Source organism: Methylocystis sp. Uni0008 (genome assembly GCF_056838045.1).
Genome location: NZ_JBXEJH010000002.1, coordinates 286,767 through 305,622, shown reverse-complemented (window position 1 = coordinate 305,622; position 18,856 = coordinate 286,767). Strand labels below are relative to the sequence as shown.

Genomic DNA, 18,856 nt, shown 5'->3' with positions numbered 1-18,856 from the left:
TGCCGGAACCCGACATGAAACACAAAGACTTTACCCGCCTCATTGACACCGTCTTCGCCGCTAAGAGCGGAGAGGAGATGCTGTGCACGGAATATTTTGATGAACTTCCACGTTACGTCGACATTGAGGCATCCGGTCAGGACGCCGGAGCCTTATTGCCCGAGGTTAAACACCATATGCATCAGTGCCCCGAGTGCGAAGAGGTTTATCTCGCCCTTCTGAGACTCGTGAACGCAGAAAAAACTTTTCCTTCGAGGTAAGACCTCAGCGTTCCGTCGCATCTAAGTCGTATCGGATCGAACTGGTTGGCGCGCGCGATCGGATCGATCGCCGGCATTGTCCCCGGTTCTCCGCTCGAAGGAGTGTGATGCGATGCTAAGAACCTGGGCGCAGTTGGGGATTTCACGTTCGTTCGCGTTTTTGCTCATGTGGCCAGCCGCGCTTCTCGCCGCTAGCGCAGCCTCTGCCGCCGACCAACATTTGATCACGCTCAAAGCAAGCGCAATGCCGTCGGGTCAGCTGGCCTATGAGATGGTCAGTCACAAGGTCAAATCTTCCACGGGAAAAGAAAGCGACCTTACGGATCGGTATGCGAGCGGTCCTACCATCCCTGGTCCCACGCTCGTCATGAAAGAGGGGGACGTCGCCGAGGTGACTCTTCAACATGGCATCGCCGACTCGGCGTTGCCGGTCAGCATCCATGTCCACGGCGTGCACTTCAAGATCGACAGCGATGGCACCATGAAGGTTTTGAATGGCGTCGCCGACGAAGCTGCGTTCCCAGACAAACCTTACACATACAAATGGACGGCCGCGCCTGGAACGGCAGGCACGTGGGCCTATCACGATCATGCATTCGGCAATCCGATGCTCGGAGCCGAGGACAAGGGGCTGTTCGGTACGCTCATCATCAATCCGGCGAGCGGGAAGGTTCCTGCGCTCATCGACGGCAAGATCGTCGACGTTGATCTTGCCGATGTGAAACGCGAATTCATCATCTGGATGCATGAAACGACCTTTTGGGGTCAGGAGCTCAATCATATCATCGAGGGCGGCAAGGAGATTCCGTTATGGACTAATCCGACCGTCGGCGCGCGCCTGGGCGAAAAGGTTCGCTTCCACGTCATGGGGATTGGCACCGCGTTCCATACTTTCCATCTCCATGCGCATCGCTGGATCGAGCCCGGAGCAACCGCCGGCGTTGACACCGTCAACATCGGTCCAATCAGCCGCACCTCGTTCATCGTGAAGGCCGGCGAGGGTGTTGGCCCCGGCGACTGGCACTACCACTGTCACGTTATCCAACACATGCAGTCTGGAATGATGGGTGATTTCCGCGTCATCGAATGATCAATGGCGGAACGGGGGAGTTAAAGGCATGAACCACGCAACAATCATGAACCGCGTATCCTTTCTGACGTTGGCCGTGGCGACGACCTCGCTTGCTGCGCCGCTGGCGGCGCAGGCGAAAGACGCCGTGAAATCTGACGACGTCATCATCAGCCGCCCCGGGGTCCTACCGTCGGCCGTGCTGGAGATGACCGACGAGCCCGGCAAATGGTTCAAGGATCCCAAGAGCGGCGGCTCGCTCGTTGTGGTGAAGCCTGGCGAGGCGGTGCTCATCAAGATGACGGACACCAATACGGATCACACCATCACCAGTCTTGCCTGGCAGCCTGGCGCGGACAAATTCCCGGTCGATCAGGAGAAGCCGTCGAACGCCAGCGTTACGCAGACCTTCGACAAACCGGGGCTCTATGTCTTCACTTGCAAGGTCCATCCCTACATGTTCGGCGCCGTTGTCGTCGACGATCCGAAGACGGAAGGGCTGGACATCGGCGGCGAATTGCAGCTCGTGACCGGCGCCAAAGTTCCGACGACAAGCGACATCGCCAAGAAGCTGCTCCGCACCTTCTTCGTCGCCACGACGCCGGCGCTATGGCGCGACTATCGGCAGCCGAAGTGGGAGGTGAAGCTTCCCGATCTCGGACTCAATCTCGGCGGCGCGCAGATCAATCTGAGCGCGCTCAGCCTTTCGGCGCCGAACACGCTGCTGACGCCCAAGACGCCCGGCGTCGGCGAGGTCTGGGTCAACACGCAGTTTGAAGGGGTGAGCGGCAAGACGAAGTTCGGAACGGCGACGCAAATCGACGCGGCGGATTGGACGCTCAAGAAAAAAGTCAAGGGCGTCGAGCAGAATATGAACAACCCTCACAATATGTGGCCCGATCCGACATATAAATACATTTATCAGACGGAATGGTTCGACAAACGGCTGACCACCTTCGACCGCGAGAGCGGAAAGGTTCTTAACACGCAGGTCGTTGGACAAAATCCGTCTCATGTGATGACGAGCCCGGTAAACGGCATGCTCTATGTCGCCATCAATGGCGAGGACCGCGTGGCGAAACTGTCGCCTGGCGAATTCCCTTCGGCGATGGGCAACATTAATGTCGGCCCGCATTCCGGCCCCCACGGCCATCACATCACCGACGACGGCAAATATATGATGACGCCGAACGCGCTGGCGGGAAGCGTTACCGTCGTCGATCTCGCGACCGAGAAAGCGACGGAAATTCCGACCGGCGGCGTTATTCCGATCGCGATCTGGAGCGACATGAACCATAAGGGCTATGCCGCCAATCTGCTCGGCACGCCCCCCGCCATGCTCTCCTCATTGACGGTCATCGACATTGACAACAAGAAGAAGGTCAAAGACATCGACCTCGCTGCCGATTACGACCCGATCAGCGGCGCGCACAAGGGCGAGGCTTATGGCCTGCTTCCGATCCAGACCCCGGTCAGCCCGGACGGCAAATACGTCGTCACGGCGAACACATTGAGCGCCACAGTCACGATTGTCGACGTGAAGACCGACAAGGTGGTGAAAAGCCTGCCCTGCGAAGCAGGCTGCCACGGCGTCAACTTCGGACATAAGAAGGGGGGCGGCTATTACGCCTATGTGGCGAGCAAATTCGCCAATGACTTGATCGTTATCGACATGGATAAGCTCGAAGTCGTAGGCCGCATTCTGCTCGCGGATTCGAAGGACGGTCAGATCACCGCGCATAACGGCATGGGCGGACAGGGCGTGCTGCCCTTGCCGATCGTCGAGCGTGGCATGCTGGCGCCCACGCTAAAACTCGCGGGAACGGGCAAGTTGAGCGCCGAAGTCGAGGGATGGCTCAAGCTTTTGAACAAGGAGCAACGCGGCAACTGAGCCACTGCAAGTCAGCTCCGATGGATAGCCCCAAGCAGGGCTTCCATCGGGGTGATCAGTTGTTACCGCAACAGACGCAGCACCCGCCGAATAATGTTAGGAGATGCGCGAATGATCGAGCGTCAAGCCAACAAACTGAATATCTAGTTTCGGCCCATGCAGATCGATTTCGTGACGGCCCGAGTCGTTTAATGGGTTTGGACAACAACTTTAGCGGAGTCCGAAGGTCGAAGCGTACCCAGGCTGAAGCTGAAGCGGCTGTGCGGGTTCTTATCGAATGGGCAGGCGACGATCCGAACCGCGAAGGTTTGATCGATACGCCTGAGCGGGTGGCGCGTTCTTATCGCGAATTGTTCGCTGGCTACGCCGCCGATCCTCGCGAATATCTCAAGCGCACGTTCGAAGAAGTGGGCGGTTATGACGAGCTGGTCGTATTGAAGAACATCCGCGTCGTTACTTTTTGCGAACATCACATGCTGCCGGTGATCGGACGCGCGCATGTCGGTTACCTGCCGACAAACAGGGTCGTGGGAATCTCCAAACTGGCGCGGGTCGTGCACGGATTCGCGCGTCGATTACAGATTCAGGAGAAGCTAACCGCTGAGATCGCCGAAGCCATCCAGGAAATTCTCGAGCCGCAAGGAGTAGGAGTGGTCGTCGAGGCCGAACACAGTTGCATGACCTTGCGTGGCGTGAACACGCTCGGATCCACATTGACCACTAGCCGGTTACTCGGCGTAATCCGCGACGACGCCCGCTCACGAGAGGAATTCCTCGGCATGGTGCGCCGAGCCTAGAATTTGGACCAGCGGCTGACGAAAGAAGCATTGGGAGCGGAACGCCATGGAAGATGGCATTCTCTAAGTTCTCCCGCTTGTAATTTTGCCTCGACCTGAGGGACCGGCTCTAGATGGAGACCGTTGCACGAGCGTTGTCGCCGATAATAGCTCGAGCCTTGAATCTGGAAGACGGGGGGTTTCCAAATCTGGAGATCCGCAACGGTGAGTCTCGTTGGAACGATAGTTGCTTGTGCGGTAGAAATGCGCGCTGACCTGATCGTTATGCAGACCGATGGTCGCGATAGCGCTTTGGACTCGATCATCGGGAGCACAACCGAGCGCGTCATACACGAAGCGCCTTGTCCTGTATTGGCGATTCCGCGAAGCTCCCTAGATGACGTGAACCGAGAGCGTCTGTTTGGAAGGTAGCGGCGACTCTTGAACTCGCACTGGGCGCTTTCCTTTACGATGCGCCGCGCCGGCCGTTTCGCTGTTGAGTTCTAGGAGGGCGTCGTGGAAAGCGCGCGTAAACTCTGGATCTCGCTCGTCGCCCTGTTGGCGCTTTCCTTCGCCGTGCTTTTGCTCATTGGCCGCGAAATCAGCGTCAAGGCGCCGCCATTGCCGGAGCGCGTCGTTACGGAAAGAGGCCGAACGGTCTATACAATCGACGACATCCAGCGCGGCCGGCAGGTATGGCAGTCGATCGGCGGTATGCAACTCGGCTCCGTCTGGGGCCATGGCGGCTACGTCGCGCCGGACTGGACCGCCGACTGGCAGCACCGGGAACTCGTCGCCATCCTGGACGCCTGGGCGCGCCGCGAGTTCGCGGCCGGCCGCTACGCTGATCTCAGCGAGGAGCAGCAGAGTTCTCTGCGGGGACGGCTGCGCCCGATGATGAGGCGAAACACGTTCGATCCGAAAACTGGGACAATCACTGTGTCTGAGGAGCGGGCTCAGGCGATCGTCCTCGTCTCTAGCCACTATGAGAGCCTATTCGGCGACGATCCGCGCAGCGCGGAGCTTCGCGAGAACTACGCAATGAAGAACGGCACTGTCGCCGACGCCGAGCATCGACGGGCGCTATGCGCCTTCTTCTGGTGGACCGCGTGGGCCGCGACCACGGAGCGGCCGGGAAGCCACGTCACCTACACCAACAACTGGCCGAGCTAGCCGTTGATCGACAACCGCCCGCCTGCAACCACCTTCATCTGGTCTGCGTTCAGCGTGGTTTTTCTGCTTGCCGGCATCGGGCTTCTCGGCTGGCACCGCGCCGTCAGTCATGCGCGCGGCGGCGAGACGTGCGACGTGCCCGCGCGTGATCCGATGCGCAACGTGAGGGTCACGCCGTCCATGCGCGCGACCGCCAAGTATTTTTGGGTGCTTCTTGCCCTGTTTCTCGTCCAGATCCTGTTTGGCGCCATAAGCGCCCATTACCAGGTCGAGGGGCAGCTGTTTTACGGCTACCCGATGGCGGAGATCCTTCCCTATTCGATCACCCGCACCTGGCACACGCAATTGGCCGTGCTGTGGATCGCCACGGCCTGGCTGGGCACTGGGCTCTACATGGCGCCGGCGATTTCCGGCTACGAGCCGAAGTTCCAGGCGCTCGGGGTGAATGTGCTCTGGATCTGCTTGCTGATCATTGTCGTCGGCGCCTTCGCGGGCCAATGGCTCGCGGTCATGCAACGGCTGGGATTGGAACACAATTTCTGGTTCGGGCATCAGGGCTGGGAGTATGCCGATATCGGGCGTTTCTGGCAGTGGTTCCTCTTTATCGGACTGCTGCTGTGGCTCATCCTCGTCGGCCGCGCCTTGTGGCCGGCGCTGCTGGTAAAAAATGAGTCACGCTCCATCGTCGCTCTTTTCTTCCTCTCGACCGTTGCGATCGGCCTGTTCTACGGCGCGGGGCTGATGTGGAACGAGCATACGCATCTGTCGATGGTCGAGTATTGGCGGTGGTGGCTGGTGCACTTGTGGGTCGAAGGGTTTTTCGAGGTGTTCGCCACCGCCGTCGTCGCCTTCCTGTTCACCCGCCTCGGCCTGGTCGCAGTCAAGCCGGCAACTTCGGCGGTGCTGTTCGCGACGATTGTCTTTATGGCCGGCGGCGTGATCGGCACACTGCATCATCTCTATTTCGCCGGCACTCCGACGTCGGTGCTGGCGCTTGGCGCCAGTTTCTCCGCGCTGGAAGTCGTGCCGCTCGCCTACATCGGCTTCGAGGCCTATGAGCATTGGCGGTTTTGCGGCGCCACGCCATGGATGCAGCGCTATAAATGGCCCGTGCTGTTCTTCATCGCTGTCTCCTTCTGGAATCTCGTGGGAGCCGGTCTGTTCGGTTTCCTGATCAACCCGCCGCTCTCGCTCTATTACATGCAGGGGCTCAACCTGACACCGCTGCACGGCCACACGGCGCTGTTCGGCGTCTATGGGATGCTCGGCATCGGCCTCGTGTTGTTCTGCCTGCGCGGAATGATGCCCGAACTCGTCTGGAACGAGAAGATCCTCAGCATCAGCTTCTGGTGCTTCAACGTGGGGCTGGCGATGATGGCGTTGTTCACGCTCCTGCCGCTCGGCACGCTGCAACTCCTTGCCGCGATCAATGAAGGTTATTGGTACGCCCGCTCTGAGCAGTTCATGCAGCAGCCGATCGTCGATCTTTTGGTATGGATGCGCGTGCCGGGCGACACGGTCTTCTCGATAGGCGCATTGGCCTTCGCCTGGTTCGTTGTCAGCCTGTGGCTCCGGCCGCGCCGCCAGCCTCATGAAGTGGAGCAGGAGGACAGGGAACTGGAGGCGGGACCGGCGAAGCGTGCGGCGTGATCCGCCACTTGCATGGAAGCCTATTACTTCGAGATTCGCGCCGTCCACGTCGCGGCGGCGCTGGCGAGCGGCGGCTTCTGCCTTATGCGGGCGCTCGCTTTGAACTTGCTCGCGGCGTCATGGCCACCGTCGCTGCTCGCGCGGCTTGCCTCCTACGCTATCGACACCGTGCTCTTCACGGCTGCCCTCATGCTGACGGCCGTCACGCGTCAATACCCGTTTGTTGACACTTGGCTGACCATGAAGGTCGTGGTCATGCTGCCGCTCTATATTTTTCTGGGTTACTGGGCGCTCCGAGCCAAGGCGTTCAAGTTGCGGTTGGCGGCGATGGCCGGCGCGATCGCAGCTTTTCTTTTCATTTATAGCATCGCACGCAAGCATAGCCCGCTTGGCATGTTTGCCCTCGGGTGAGAAACGTCGGCAAGCTTGGTCGACCTTTCCGGGAACTGGCCTTTAGGCGGTTTGATGCAAGCGCCTCGTCGTCACCATCCCGAAATAGAGCACCACGAAGAGGCCGTAGGCCAGGCTCCACATCCCGCCGGCGACCGCGAGGGCTGCGAAGTAGTGCTCGCCCATGAAAGGCGCGCCGATGCGCAGGATGGCCGCCAAAGTTATGGCGACGTAGATCGCGGCCGTCCACCGATCTGCGAGGAGCGGGCGACCGGTGTGGCCGCGCGTTGCGCGGGTCATCACCGCGAGCGTCATTGTTCCGATGGCGCCGACGGTGAGGGCATGCAGAGGCGCGGCAGGACCCGCGACTCCCCATAGTTCATTGCCGCCGATGAGCAGGAAGCCCAAGGGCACCCAGCCATAGCCCAGATGCAGCACGAAGAGCATCGGTTCCGCGCGCGTGCTGACGCCGCGCCAGCGGATAAGACGTAGAAAGAGCGCCGCGCCGGCGATAATGAGCGGAGCCGCGGTAAGTCCGGCGTCGGGAAACGCGACCCAGGCGACGAGCGCCACGAGCGTCGCCGCGAGCGCGAAACGATCGAGCGCGCCGAAAGGCGCGGGCTCCACTTCAGCTGGCGAATTCTTCGCCAGCCAGTTGCGGGTGAAGCTCGGCGCGATGCGCCCCCCGATGATGGCGATGAGCATGATGAGGGTCGCGACGCCGACGCGGGCCCCGATGGCGCCCGTCGCGGCAAGGTCCATCGCTTCGAGATGCGTGAGCAGATTCCCGAAGAACAGAAGCGCGAGAGCGGCGACCATGGGCAAGTTGCGCCAGTTTCGCCCCGTGGCGATCTCGCGCGCGACAACGAAGATAAAGACCGCCGGGAAAGCGAGGTCGAGCGCCGCGGAGACAAGCGCAGGCGCACTATTCGAAGTCAGGACGGCGATGCGGCCGAGAAGCCAAAGGGCGACGAGGCCGGCGAGCGGCGCGCCTTGCAGGGGCAGCCGACCGGTCCAGTTTGGAATGGCCGTCAGCAAGAATCCCGCGACGACGGCGCCGCCAAAACCGAAGGCCATTTCATGCGCGTGCCAGAGAGAGGGCGCGAAGCGTGTCGGCAGTTCGGCCGCCGCCTCCAGATAGGCGATGGAGAGCGGCAGCCCGACAGCGGCCCAGAGCGCGGCAAAAAGGAAGAAGGGGCGGAAACCCGCGGAAAGAAAGATCGCCACAGGGTTTTGACTCGCCTGAGCGCGATATCGCGGAATTGGAGGCATCGTTGACTTCCCCTTTGGAATTGATGATGGGCTGGCGCTCGGTCACCAACGCACACATCGAGCGCGCAGGTCGCGAGCCTCTCGTTAGAAACCAAGCGGAATGTCACAGAGGGGAGGGGAAGATCAATAGGCCTTCTCTTGCGACACCATTCCTTCTTCTACGCGGATTCCCCGCAGATCGCGAAGGCGTTGCAGGGAAAGCGTCGCGCGCCACGGGTGTGGGCTGCGCTGGGGTTTTTCGCCCTTGTGACCGCGACGATATAGATATCGACGACTTCTTCCGCGAACCGCCGCGGGCAGCTGAGCGATAGTGGCCGAATTCGATAACGCGATGGCCAAGCCGAACTCGCGTCACTGCCACTCGTGGTCAAACCGCGGCGCTCCCTGATCAGTGGTGCAGGATCCGTGCAACCTCATGATGGCGCTCCGGCCAGCGCGACGCCCATCATCGACTCGGTCGTCACGAGCTCCATCAGCTGCGCCTCAGTAAAATCCTCTGTCGCTGCTGGCCTTTCAGGAATTACGAACCACCGCGCCGTCCCGCTGCTGTCCCACACCCCGATCTCCGTTTCCTCGGGCAGGTGGACGCCAACCTCGGCGAGCACTTTCCGCGGCTCGCGGGCCGCGCGGGCGCGAAATACCGGATCCTTGTACCAGTACGGCGGTAACCCCAGCACCGGCCATGGAAAGCACGAGCAGAGCGAGCAGATGATCAGATTGTGCACCCCGGGCGCGTTGGCGACCGCCCGCAGGTGCTCGCCTCGGCGCCGGCCATTCCCTCGGGCAGGTCGAGTTCGGCAATTGCGGCCGGGGTGTCGGCCAGCAGCCGGGCCAAGAAGCCCGCGTCGGTCCACGCCCGCACGACGATCTTCTTGCCGTTGAGCGGCGTCATCTCCGATTCGAAGTAGGCCAGCACCTTATCGACGGTCTGGGGCGTGATGACGCCGTTTTCGATCAGAAGCGATTTCAGCGCAGCGACTTTGGCCGCGCTGGACTTCTCGCGGTCCTGCGGATACTTGAACTGGCCGCTCATGCAGGTTCCTCCAAGTATGCCTCGAACAGTTCGGCGTAAAGCGTCTGCGCGCCGGGTTCCGCGCGCGGGACCCCACAATTCGGTCGGCGTGAACTCGACGATGTAGACGGGCATTGGATCGCCGATGCCGTCGCCAGTGTGCCAGAAGTAGGCGTAGTCGCCTTCGAGCACCTGCGCCACCGTGCCGCTCCGCCCCCGCAGATAGCCGGGCAGGCGAGTGTGCGCGCCAGCTGGGACATTTGCGATCCGGACCCGCTGCCCGACGGCGAACTTCGGATGCGCGACGTCGCGCCGCGGGCTGTCGCCGCTGCGTAGATATGCGATGATCTGCTCGTCGATGGCTTCAGCCCGATCGGGTCCCCCTGGCCGAGCGCCGTCCGGCCTGGCCGCTTCGCCACGCAGTTCGCTTGTCCGCGAGGCTAATTCGTCCTCGCGCAGGTATCCCTTGTCGACGAGGAATGGGGATGCCGCTGAGCCACTTCTCGTAGTAACGGAATTTGAAGTAGTCGAATGGATCCATCGTCTCGGCGCCAGCGCGCAGATCCGCCCTGTCCACATGTCGCGGAAGCGGTCGGCACGTCGGCGATCGCGCAGGCCGGCACGGACGAGTCGAGATGGCCCGAGAGAGCCATCATCGCCACATAGATGCCGAATATCCGATTTCCCACTGCCTCGGCAGGCTGGTTCAGAAAAAAGGGTCAATTCGGATCTGGAGCGCTTTTCCGACGTTGTCCAAAATAGGCTCAGAGTTGTGGAAGGCAAAGGCCGCAACACGCCGACGGTGGAATGGGAGGATCCAGGGGCGACGCGCGCGGAAGATGCGGAGCGGCGGCGCATGAGCGCATGACGAATAAAGAAGTTGTCGCGCTGGTTTTTCAAGGCGGCGGCGCGCTCGGCGCCTATTAGGCGGGCCCGTTCGGGGCGCTCGCGGCGGGGATATTGTCCGAAGGGGCTCGCCGGCATTTCGATCGGCGCGATCAACGTCGTGATCATTTGCGGCAATCATCTGGAAAAGCGCGTCGAGCGCCTGCGCGCCTTTTGGGAACGCGTGATAAGCAGGACGCCCCTTCCCTTCAATCTGGACGGATTCCTCGGTCCCATTTTTGCCAACGCCAGCGCAAATCCCCTAGTGTCCTGTCTCTTAAATATCGACTATTATTGGTTTGCAATTGATTTGCATGATGGAGGGCTGCGATGGCGCGGCCGATCAAGCGGCTTGAGACGGAGCCAGCGGTAGCGGAAGAGTTGCGACGTCGGTCGCGTTCGAGAACCTGCTTGGTGCGTGAGCGCGAACGGGCTGAGATCATTCTTTTGAGGGTCGAAGGCATTGGCGTCGCCGAAATAGCGGCGCGATTGAAGACGACGGCGAAGCGCGTCTCGACCTGGTCGAAACGTTTCGAGACGCGCGGGCTTGCCGGCCTCGAAGAAGCGGCGGGACGTGGCCGCAAGCCTTCGTTGCCCGTGAAAAAGATCGAAAGCGTCGTGGCCGAGGTCACCCGTCCGCCGAAAGGCAGAAGCCGTTGGAGTGTGCGCAGCATGGCCCGCCACGCCGGCGTCTCGCCGAGCAGCGTGCAACGCATCTGGACGAAGAACGACTTGAAGCCGCATGTCGTCGAGACGTTCAAGCTGTCGAACGATCCAAGGTTTGAAGAGAAGTTTTGGGACGTGATCGGACTCTATCTCGATCCGCCCGAGCGGGCGCTGGTGTTGTGCTGCGACGAGAAGAGCCAATGCCAAGCGCTGGAACGCTCGCAACCCGGCCTGCCGCTTGGCCCGCGGCATCCGCGCACGATGACGCACGACTACAAGCGTCATGGAACGACGACGCTATTCGCGGCGCTCGATTATCTTGAAGGAAAGCTGATCGCCCGCACCGAAGCGCGCCACACGCATGTCGAATGGTTGCGCTTCTTGAAGCAGATCGAGCGGGAGACGCCGAAGGGCCTTGACATCCACCTCATCGCCGACAATTACGCCACCCACAAGCATCCGAGGGTGAAGGCGTGGCTTGCGAAGCGCCCGCGCTTCAAGATGCATTTCACCCCAACATCGTCCTCGTGGCTCAATTTGGTCGAGCGGTTCTTTCGCGATCTCACCGAGGACGTGATCCGCTCGGGCAGCTTCGCCTCGGTTCAAGAACTGGTCGACGACATCAATGCTTATCTCGACGAGCGCAACGCCAATCCGCGTCCCTATAAATGGAAGGCGAAAGGCGAGGCTATCCTTGAAAAAATCCATCGGGCCCGCGCGGCGCTCGACAAGCCGACGCCGCTTGAGTTTTTGGGCGCCAATTGAGAGTCAGGACACTAGCGACGGTTGGCGCGCCCGGTTTTTAGGCTGCGTCTACCGCCTCCGGCCCTCTTATGCCCTATTCAGCGTCCGGCTATCCCACCTCATATCTTCCCTTCCGAATAGTTCCATCAAGCAGGCTTATGCGGCTGAGGTACGGGGCTCTCGACCCGCCGCTACTCTTCGCTGGCCAGCCCTTCCGCTTTACAGCGTTCGAGGACACCGGTCACGATGCGGTCGCACCGCTCGCCGGCGAAGGCGAAAACGTCGCTTAAGCCCGCGTCCATCTCCTGGGCAAGGCTTTCGCGCAACAGGCTGCGAGCTCGGAAGAAGCGCGTACGCACCGTCGCCTCGGGGATCTCCAGCGCCTCGGCGATTTCTTCGACGCTCATCTCCTCGATCGCGCGCAGCATGAACACCGTCCGGAAGGCCTCCGGCAGAAGGTCGATGCGCGCCTCCAAGAGCTTGCGCATCTGAACCCGCATCATCGATTGTTCTGGGCTACGCTCAGGCTCATCGTTCAGCGCTGTCTGGGCTTCAGATTCATGGGGCGTCATGGCAGCTTCCAAAGGAATGATCTGGGCACTCTTTCGCCGCAAGCGGCCGAGCGCTTCATTGGTCGTGATCCGCACAAGCCAGGTAGAGAGCTTGCTCTCGGCGCGATAGTTTCCAAGCGCGCGCCACGCCCGCAGATAGGCGTCCTGGACGACATCCTCCGCCTCCGCATCATTGTGCACGATGCTACGCGCCGTACGGAACAGAAGCTGGTTGTGCCGTCGCATGATGGCTTCGAACGCCACTCCGTCACCGTCAGCGGCGCGCGAGATCAGCTCTGCCTCCGGCGTGGTTTTCGAGAAGCTATTTGCCGCCTGACGCTGAAGTGATTGCATTTTCGCCTCCATTCATTGAACAGGTAGGCTACCGGCGTGCCTTTGCCGGCGCTGCCGCTATAGGGATCGCGCGCGCCGCGTCTTCCGGATCGCGCAGCAATTCCATCATGCCCGCGACCATCGCGAAAGCGATCAACGCGTCGATGAGTATCACGGCTCCTTTCCGGGCGTACGGGCAATGGCGGGGCGCCGTTCCGTCGTCGCCCTTGGCGTTGTCCGACTAATTCTCGAACTTCGTTGGGAAGGCGGCGATCAAACCGTTGGTCAGGGCATCGGCCAGCATCATCATATGAGCTTCGGCCTTTCCATATTCGGCGATGCCGTCGGCATATTTGCCCTGCAAAAGCCCCGTGGCGTAGACCACAGTTGTGTCGATATGCCCCTTGAGCATGTCGCGTACCGTGGTTTGCGGCCAGTTCTTGTTCGCCTTGGCGAGAAAATCGGCAATTTCCTGCGCGTTTGCGTAGGCGGCTGCGACGGCCTTGTCGGTGGCCGGCTTGTCGCCGGCCTTGGCGGCTTTCACGACCTCGACGGCTGCGCCGATATGCTCCTGAAGCAGCTTGGTGAGCGCGTTACCAGCTGCATCGCCATAGAAGGGCTTGATAGCGTCGCCGATATCGGCCTGGTTCTGCATCAGCCGCGCTGCGGTGGCGTCGAAAGATGGCGAGCCGTTGGCCAAGGCCGTGACTGCCGCATAGGTCCATTCCATATGCTGAGCCCACAATTCACGCATCGCATTATTGAGCGCGAGTCCGCTCGGGCTGCGAATGATCTGCGCGGCTTCGGTGTGCGAGGTGTTAACGGAATAGGCGGCGGTCGGGCGGAAAACGGGAGTAGCCATAAGTGCGGCGGCGAAGCCCGCAAGGGCGAGGCGGCGATTAACGGCCCGGTGGAACATCTGCACGCGTGTCATGACGGTTCTCCTTGGTCGATCAGTTTGCGTAGCGGCCGGTGTGATCGACTCGATGCGGCCCCGTATATTCGATGCGACCCTTTCGCGCTGCGTTCCCGTTGCACGAGATTTTTTTGGGGGAAAAGAGAAAGCTTCCGAGCACGTCGAGCGGCAGAGTACGGTCAGCTCTAAAACATCCTGCGACAACACAAGCGCTGGATAGGCTCTCATTACTTCGTAAACGGGCTGCGGAGGCGCTAAAACTCATAGCGCCTCCGCTATCGCACCAGCGTGATTTTACGGGGGTTCCCGACGGTACGATATTTCTGTGCAGAGCGGTAGCTGCCGCTCAGTTTTTCTCCGCACTTGCGCCCTGTATATTAGATGCGACCATTCCGTGCTGCGTTCCCGATGCAGAAATATTTTTAGCTTTAGGCGTGTGGCCGGGTTTGTTCGCTTGGGCGCGAGCATCGAGGCGTTGCTCGAAGCTCTGGCGTCGAAGCGCTGCCAATGCTGCGAGCGGCGGACTACGGATAGATCACGGCGCCGTCAGGTTGAATGACCGCGCCTGGAGTGAGATGGGCCGGCTCCAGACGACCTTCCCCCATAATGTGGAAAACGGTCTCCCCGCTGGCGATAAGATAATCGGCGACGATGCGGCGGTGGCATCGCCACCATACGGCTTCCGAACACATGATGGTACAGCGCCGCTTGCGTCCTCTGTCCAAGAGGTGTTGGAGGCCTGCCTGAAACTGTGCAGTAAGCGCATAATCGGCGTAGTTGTGGAAACTCTCGTTCGTCCAGAAGGCGTTGACAGTCGGAGATATGCCGCGTGACCTTCCACGAAGGCCACCGAGGGCAGCCATATGTTCATAAGAGATGGCGACGGCCGCCAAGGCGCCGGGAAGCGTGTTCTTGTCGAACTGTGGATTGGTTCGTGACTTCGGAATCGTTCTGATGTCCGCGACAAGAGCGATATCGGCTTCGCGCAGTAGACCGATGAAAGCCTCGAGGGTTCGGTTGGAATGGCCGATGGTGAAAAACGGAAGCTTCACGCGCGGCCTTCGTTATGCATAGTCGAGCGCGCCGCCCTTATGCGCTGCGATGTGATCTGTCTTGTCGCTTTTGATTTCGTACTGGGGATCGTCTTTCGACGCGTGATGCGTGTGGCCTTTATAATCGAAATCTCTAATGTGAATGGCGATGATAGTCCCCGACACGCGTCCGGCCTCGGAGTTCCAGCTCACATGATCGCCGATCTTAAACTTCCTTGCCATCGCCGCGTCCTCCCGGTTCCAAGAAGCGCTTCTCCCAAACAGATGGATCCGAAGTCTATGCCCGGCGCCAGCACCACGGAAGCCTAGGTCGTCGGCAGCCGGAAGGTGAAGGTCTCCAGAAAATTCAGTTCGACGGCCGTGCTGGAATAGCTCGTGTAACCAACGGATATGTCCCGACCGATATCTAACTCGAAGTCACCGCTGCAGGTCGTGCGCACGACGCCGCCTTCAATGGCGGGCGCCCAGATGATCCCTCCGTCCACCACACGCTCAAGATGGTGAAAAACCGGATAGCCCTGGACGCTTCCACCACTCGCGGCGGTGTAGGTGTCTAGCCCGAGCATGAGCGCGTACGGACCATGTCGCACAACTGGCTGAGCGAGGCGCTTGGGTAACCCGGACGTTGGAAGGCAGCACAACGCCCTGATTGCTGCTGGCCTCGCGAATGGTGAATGCCTGCCGCAGCGCACCCATCGGACACAGCGCGATCCTTTGCAAAGGGGATTTCCCGGGCACCCAATCTGAATCCATTGCGCCGCGCTCCACGTCGTCGATCGATTGCCGCGTCAGACCGTCTGGAATACGATCCAGAACGACTTGCCGACCAAGAAACAGCAGATGACGACGGCGGGGACGAAGATGACTGCTGAATGGGACAGGTTCACGCTACGGAAATTGCCATGCTGAGGCTGATACTGATAGCAAACAGCCACGTTACCATTTTGCCAAGCCTTTGTATCAACCCGCCAATTTTGAATCCAACAACGGGCACGCAATTAGCCGATGAAGACGGCAAAGATGCAGCTTGCGTGATCGGTGAGCAATTTTCTGTCTTTCACCCAAGGATGGCGTCCTGTCTGATGTTCTTCCTGCTACTTTCACCATTGACAGGCTTAGGTCCGATTCAGTTATCCTTGTCCCGGCGATCGAGTTCGCGCTCAACCGCCTGCGGCTGATGACCCCTGCTCTACATTGTGTCGGAGTCCGTCGTTGCTCTAGTCGACAACCGCGGATGATGTCGCGTAATACCGCCCAGTAGCGATTATAGAACGGAGCGAGGGTGGCGATCATGGATAGGCCGGCCCGAATGATAGGCTGGCGATTCCTGCTGCTGAATGGCGCGGCGGGGGCGGCGAATGTCGTCATGCTCTCGAACGTTCCGGGCTACACGGTGCTCGCGCCCTATGCCGCCGGCAGTCTGCAGGGCGTGACGCCGAGCTTCGGCACCTGGGCGACCACCGACCACATGGTGGGAATCGCGCTCGGCCTGCCACTGTCGCGGTGGTTCTCCGGGCGCTTCGGCGACTATCGCGTGCTGATCGGCGCGCTCATGTTCTACGCCATCTTCTCGCTGATGTGCGCGGCGAGCGAAACCATCTGGTTTTTCGCGCCGATGCGATTTCTCCTCGGCCTTGCCGGCGGCGTCGCCCTTCCGCTCGCCCAATCCGTGACGCTTGCGCAATATCCGGATCACCAGCGCACGCTCGGCGTCGGCTTCTGGGGCGTCATGAGCATGGCGCCCTTCACCATCGGCGTATTCATGGGCGGCTTCTGGGCCGAATATTTCGACTGGCGCTGGCTATTTTATTCCAACGTCTTGGTCGTGATGCCCGTCGCGGCGATCATTGCCGCGCTGTTCTACCGGCGCGGCTTTCAGCGCCGCATGACGCGCTTCGATACGATCGGCTTCATTCTGCTCGCCGCGGTGCTGCTCGGCGTGCAGACGATTCTCAACATGGGCAATGATTTCGACTGGTTCGCGGAGCCTCTCCTCGGATGGCTGCTGCTCGTCGTGCTGCTGGCGCTGCCGATGTTCATCTTTTGGGAGTTCGGCGAACGACGGCCCGCGCTAGACCTGCGTCTGTTTCTGCATCGCAACTTCGCCATCGCGACTTTCTGCTCGATCGTCGGCTTCCTGGTGATTCAGGGCCTGCTCTCGGTGTTCATCGTGCAATTGCAGGTGCTGCTCGGCTACACGTCCTCGCTCGCCGGCATGGTCTATCTGATCATGATTTTTCTGGCGATGGCGGCCGCGGCCGTCGTGCATGAAATCACGAGGAACGTCGACGCGCGACTGATCGTGTTCCTCAACTTCATCGGTCTCGCAGTGACCTTTGTCTGGCTCGGACAATACGACAAGAACGCCTATTTCGATGACGTCAAGACGCCGATGTTCTTTTTCGGCTTCTCGCTCGCGATGTTCTTTGCGCCGCTCGCGACCCTCGCCATGACCGGGCTCGTCGGCGAACGACTGATCCGCGCGGCGGAAGAGCTCGCGATGCTGCGCACCGTGGCCGGCGCCCTGGGCATCTCGCTGCTCGGCGTTCTCTTCTTCCGCCGAACGCCGTTCCATCAGCTCGATCTCGCCGATCATTTCGGCGGACGGCGCTTCGCCTCGCTCGACCTGCTCGCCACTTTCCTGGATCGCATGCAGGCGATGGGCATGTCGCCCACCGCCGCGCAGAGCCGCGCGGCGCAGCTCATTCGACAGCAGGCGTCGATCCTCGCGCTCAACGACGTCTTTCTGTTCGGCGCAATGGCGTTCATCCTGCTCTCGGGAGTCGTCTGGCTCGCCTATCCAAGCTACGCGTCCAAGAAGCGCAAACAATCGCTCGCACGGCTTTCCGCCGAGGAACTGATGGAGCAGCCCTGAGAGACCGTTTGAGAATGGTTGCGACGGAGATAGGGGCGTGATTCAAGCTAGGGATGTGGACCCGAGCGAATCGCGCCAAGATGGCCGCCATTGAGAAGAAAACCAAACGTTACCCGACGGATTAGACCGATGAGGAGTGGGAGCGCGTTGAGCCGTTCCTTCCCTCACCTGCGCGCAGAGGGCGCAAGCCTTCGGTCGACCCACGCGAGGTTTTGAACGCCATCCGCTACATCGCCCGCGCCGGCTGCGGCTGGCGCATGCTGCCCAAGGATTTTCCGCCCTGGCAAACCATCTACTGGTGGTTTCGCCGCTTCATGCGCCGTTTTCTGTTCGAGACCATCCACGACGTGGCGCTGATGATCGACCGGGAACGCGCTGACCGCGATGCGAGCCCGTCTGTCACGCTGCGCTTAATTGTAAGAATGCGCCAGTTCGCGCCCGTTGCTGCAGCATCCAACGCAATGATTTCGTGCTGAGCACGGAAGGATTACGTAGCGGCGTGTTACGCAGAGTGGACGCGACGAGCGATTCAAATTTCATCCGCCGCCCAACGGTTCAGCGTGAACTGTTCAAACCGGCGGGCAAGTTGAACGTCACCGCTGATGGCTTCGCGCGCTTCGTTGACGCCAAAGCAAACAAGCGAGATTTGAAGGCGATTGCTCAAGAATCGAAGGGTGTTCAGCACGACTCTCTGTTCGCGATAGGAACCGGCGAGAATATTGTGGACTTCGTCGATAACAAGAACTTGAACACCGAGATCCGCAATGCGGACTGCACCATCTGCGCAATGTCTGCGCGCGGACGCTGCGGCCCGCCAAGAAGCGTGAGCAGTTCAGCATAGAAGCGGCGTTCTCCAGGTCGACTGGTCATCTCCATCGCGAGCGCAGGCGTTCGGAGCGCTCCCGTGACCGCATTGAAGCCCGGCGGGTGTTCATCACGGAATCGCTTCATGATCATGGTTTTGCCCATGCCGCTGTCGCCATAAATCGCAACGGAAGGCCTCCTCCTTCCCCGAGGATGGTCGAGCAGGAGCCCCAAACGGTCGAGGGCCTGTTTGGCCCGCGGATAGTCGGCATAACGCGCCACGCTCGATCTGCAGCGTCGGCGTCAAACCGCGCTTCCTGAAGGGTTGGCGAAAATCGGACTGGTTCAGCATATGCGCTCCTATGCGCGCATTGCGTGGGGTCGCGCCATCAATGGCCAAGCGTGACCCTTATGATCTGACTGCCACGCTTGCCTCAGCGCGCCTCGGCGCAATTTGGCCGGCGTCGCCTTCATCGCGACGCTCCAATCTCCTTTGCCCGCGGTTCACGGCCGCGGGCCTTTTTTCAACTTCAGCCG

At 60.6% G+C, this 18,856-nt stretch carries 14 protein-coding genes, 5 pseudogenes and 1 riboswitch; of the genes and pseudogenes, 10 read left to right on the top strand and 9 right to left on the bottom strand.

The genetic code is table 11. The features are described from left to right. The first annotated feature begins 14 nt into the window (after positions 1–14). The 7 genes and pseudogenes from AC0X69_RS21325 (at position 15) to AC0X69_RS21295 (ending at position 7,230) form a co-directional block, all read left to right on the top strand. Positions 15–260 (top strand): anti-sigma factor, encoded by a 246-nt coding sequence (locus tag AC0X69_RS21325; protein ID WP_109026897.1) that lies wholly within the window; start codon positions 15–17, stop codon positions 258–260. 76 nt (positions 261–336) lie between these two features. Next, complete coding sequence (locus AC0X69_RS21320; RefSeq protein WP_210327161.1) at positions 337–1,350, top strand: multicopper oxidase domain-containing protein; 1,014 nt, start codon at positions 337–339, stop codon at positions 1,348–1,350. A 28-nt stretch (positions 1,351–1,378) separates the two neighbouring features. After that, complete coding sequence (locus tag AC0X69_RS21315) at positions 1,379–3,220, top strand: hypothetical protein (RefSeq protein WP_245435095.1); 1,842 nt, start codon at positions 1,379–1,381, stop codon at positions 3,218–3,220. Positions 3,221–3,411: 191 nt separating this feature from the next. After that, positions 3,412–4,017 (top strand): GTP cyclohydrolase I FolE, encoded by a 606-nt coding sequence (gene folE, locus AC0X69_RS21310; RefSeq protein ID WP_109026895.1) that lies wholly within the window; start codon positions 3,412–3,414, stop codon positions 4,015–4,017. A 204-nt stretch (positions 4,018–4,221) separates the two neighbouring features. Continuing rightward, positions 4,222–4,428 (top strand): universal stress protein, encoded by a 207-nt coding sequence (locus AC0X69_RS21305; RefSeq protein WP_196399175.1) that lies wholly within the window; start codon positions 4,222–4,224, stop codon positions 4,426–4,428. Positions 4,429–4,512: 84 nt separating this feature from the next. Next, positions 4,513–6,819, top strand: a pseudogene (locus AC0X69_RS21300) (nitric-oxide reductase large subunit). Between the two features lie 12 nt (positions 6,820–6,831). Then, complete coding sequence (locus AC0X69_RS21295; protein WP_109026893.1) at positions 6,832–7,230, top strand: SirB2 family protein; 399 nt, start codon at positions 6,832–6,834, stop codon at positions 7,228–7,230. A gap of 42 nt (positions 7,231–7,272) precedes the next feature. Here AC0X69_RS21295 and AC0X69_RS21290 read toward each other — a convergent pair whose 3' ends face one another. The 3 genes and pseudogenes from AC0X69_RS21290 to nthB all read right to left on the bottom strand — a co-directional run. Beyond that, positions 7,273–8,436 carry an NnrS family protein gene (locus AC0X69_RS21290; RefSeq protein ID WP_312029689.1) on the bottom strand — a complete coding sequence of 388 codons (1,164 nt, stop codon included), beginning with the start codon at positions 8,434–8,436 and terminating at the stop codon, positions 7,273–7,275. 458 nt (positions 8,437–8,894) lie between these two features. Then, positions 8,895–9,514 (bottom strand): annotated as a pseudogene (gene nthA / locus AC0X69_RS21285) (nitrile hydratase subunit alpha). Continuing rightward, positions 9,511–10,173: pseudogene (nthB, locus tag AC0X69_RS21280) on the bottom strand (nitrile hydratase subunit beta); the annotation flags it as partial. The pseudogenes nthA and nthB, both read right to left, overlap by 4 nt. A gap of 535 nt (positions 10,174–10,708) precedes the next feature. Between nthB and AC0X69_RS21275 the strand changes: the two are divergent. Further along, positions 10,709–11,809 carry an IS630 family transposase gene (locus AC0X69_RS21275; protein WP_482613568.1) on the top strand — a complete coding sequence of 367 codons (1,101 nt, stop codon included), beginning with the start codon at positions 10,709–10,711 and terminating at the stop codon, positions 11,807–11,809. Between the two features lie 170 nt (positions 11,810–11,979). Here the strand turns inward: AC0X69_RS21275 and AC0X69_RS21270 are convergent, their stop codons facing one another. The 5 genes from AC0X69_RS21270 to AC0X69_RS21250 all read right to left on the bottom strand — a co-directional run bounded on the left by AC0X69_RS21270 (position 11,980) and on the right by AC0X69_RS21250 (position 15,206). Then, positions 11,980–12,693, bottom strand: coding sequence for an RNA polymerase sigma factor (locus AC0X69_RS21270; protein ID WP_109026971.1), 714 nt, complete (start codon positions 12,691–12,693; stop codon positions 11,980–11,982). Positions 12,694–12,913: 220 nt separating this feature from the next. Then, positions 12,914–13,606: a hypothetical protein gene (locus AC0X69_RS21265; RefSeq protein ID WP_109026890.1), complete on the bottom strand. Its 693-nt coding sequence runs from the start codon at positions 13,604–13,606 to the stop codon at positions 12,914–12,916. A 506-nt stretch (positions 13,607–14,112) separates the two neighbouring features. Further along, positions 14,113–14,640 (bottom strand): DUF488 domain-containing protein, encoded by a 528-nt coding sequence (locus tag AC0X69_RS21260; RefSeq protein ID WP_109026889.1) that lies wholly within the window; start codon positions 14,638–14,640, stop codon positions 14,113–14,115. A 12-nt stretch (positions 14,641–14,652) separates the two neighbouring features. Then, positions 14,653–14,862, bottom strand: a complete 210-nt coding sequence (locus tag AC0X69_RS21255; protein WP_109026888.1) for a hypervirulence associated TUDOR domain-containing protein — start codon at positions 14,860–14,862, stop codon at positions 14,653–14,655. A gap of 83 nt (positions 14,863–14,945) precedes the next feature. Beyond that, the gene (locus AC0X69_RS21250; RefSeq protein ID WP_246716398.1) at positions 14,946–15,206 is read right to left on the bottom strand and encodes an encapsulin; all 261 of its coding nucleotides are present in this window, start codon (positions 15,204–15,206) and stop codon (positions 14,946–14,948) included. A gap of 568 nt (positions 15,207–15,774) precedes the next feature. Next, positions 15,775–15,834, top strand: a riboswitch (Fluoride riboswitch). A 115-nt stretch (positions 15,835–15,949) separates the two neighbouring features. Here AC0X69_RS21250 and AC0X69_RS21245 point away from each other — a divergent pair. Beyond that, positions 15,950–17,515 carry an MFS transporter gene (locus AC0X69_RS21245; RefSeq protein WP_245435089.1) on the top strand — a complete coding sequence of 522 codons (1,566 nt, stop codon included), beginning with the start codon at positions 15,950–15,952 and terminating at the stop codon, positions 17,513–17,515. 53 nt (positions 17,516–17,568) lie between these two features. Continuing rightward, positions 17,569–17,913, top strand: a pseudogene (locus tag AC0X69_RS21240) (transposase); the annotation flags it as partial. A gap of 131 nt (positions 17,914–18,044) precedes the next feature. On the opposite strand, the pseudogene AC0X69_RS21235 reads toward AC0X69_RS21240, so the two are convergent. Continuing rightward, positions 18,045–18,601, bottom strand: a pseudogene (locus AC0X69_RS21235) (TniB family NTP-binding protein). Positions 18,602–18,856 lie beyond the last annotated feature (255 nt).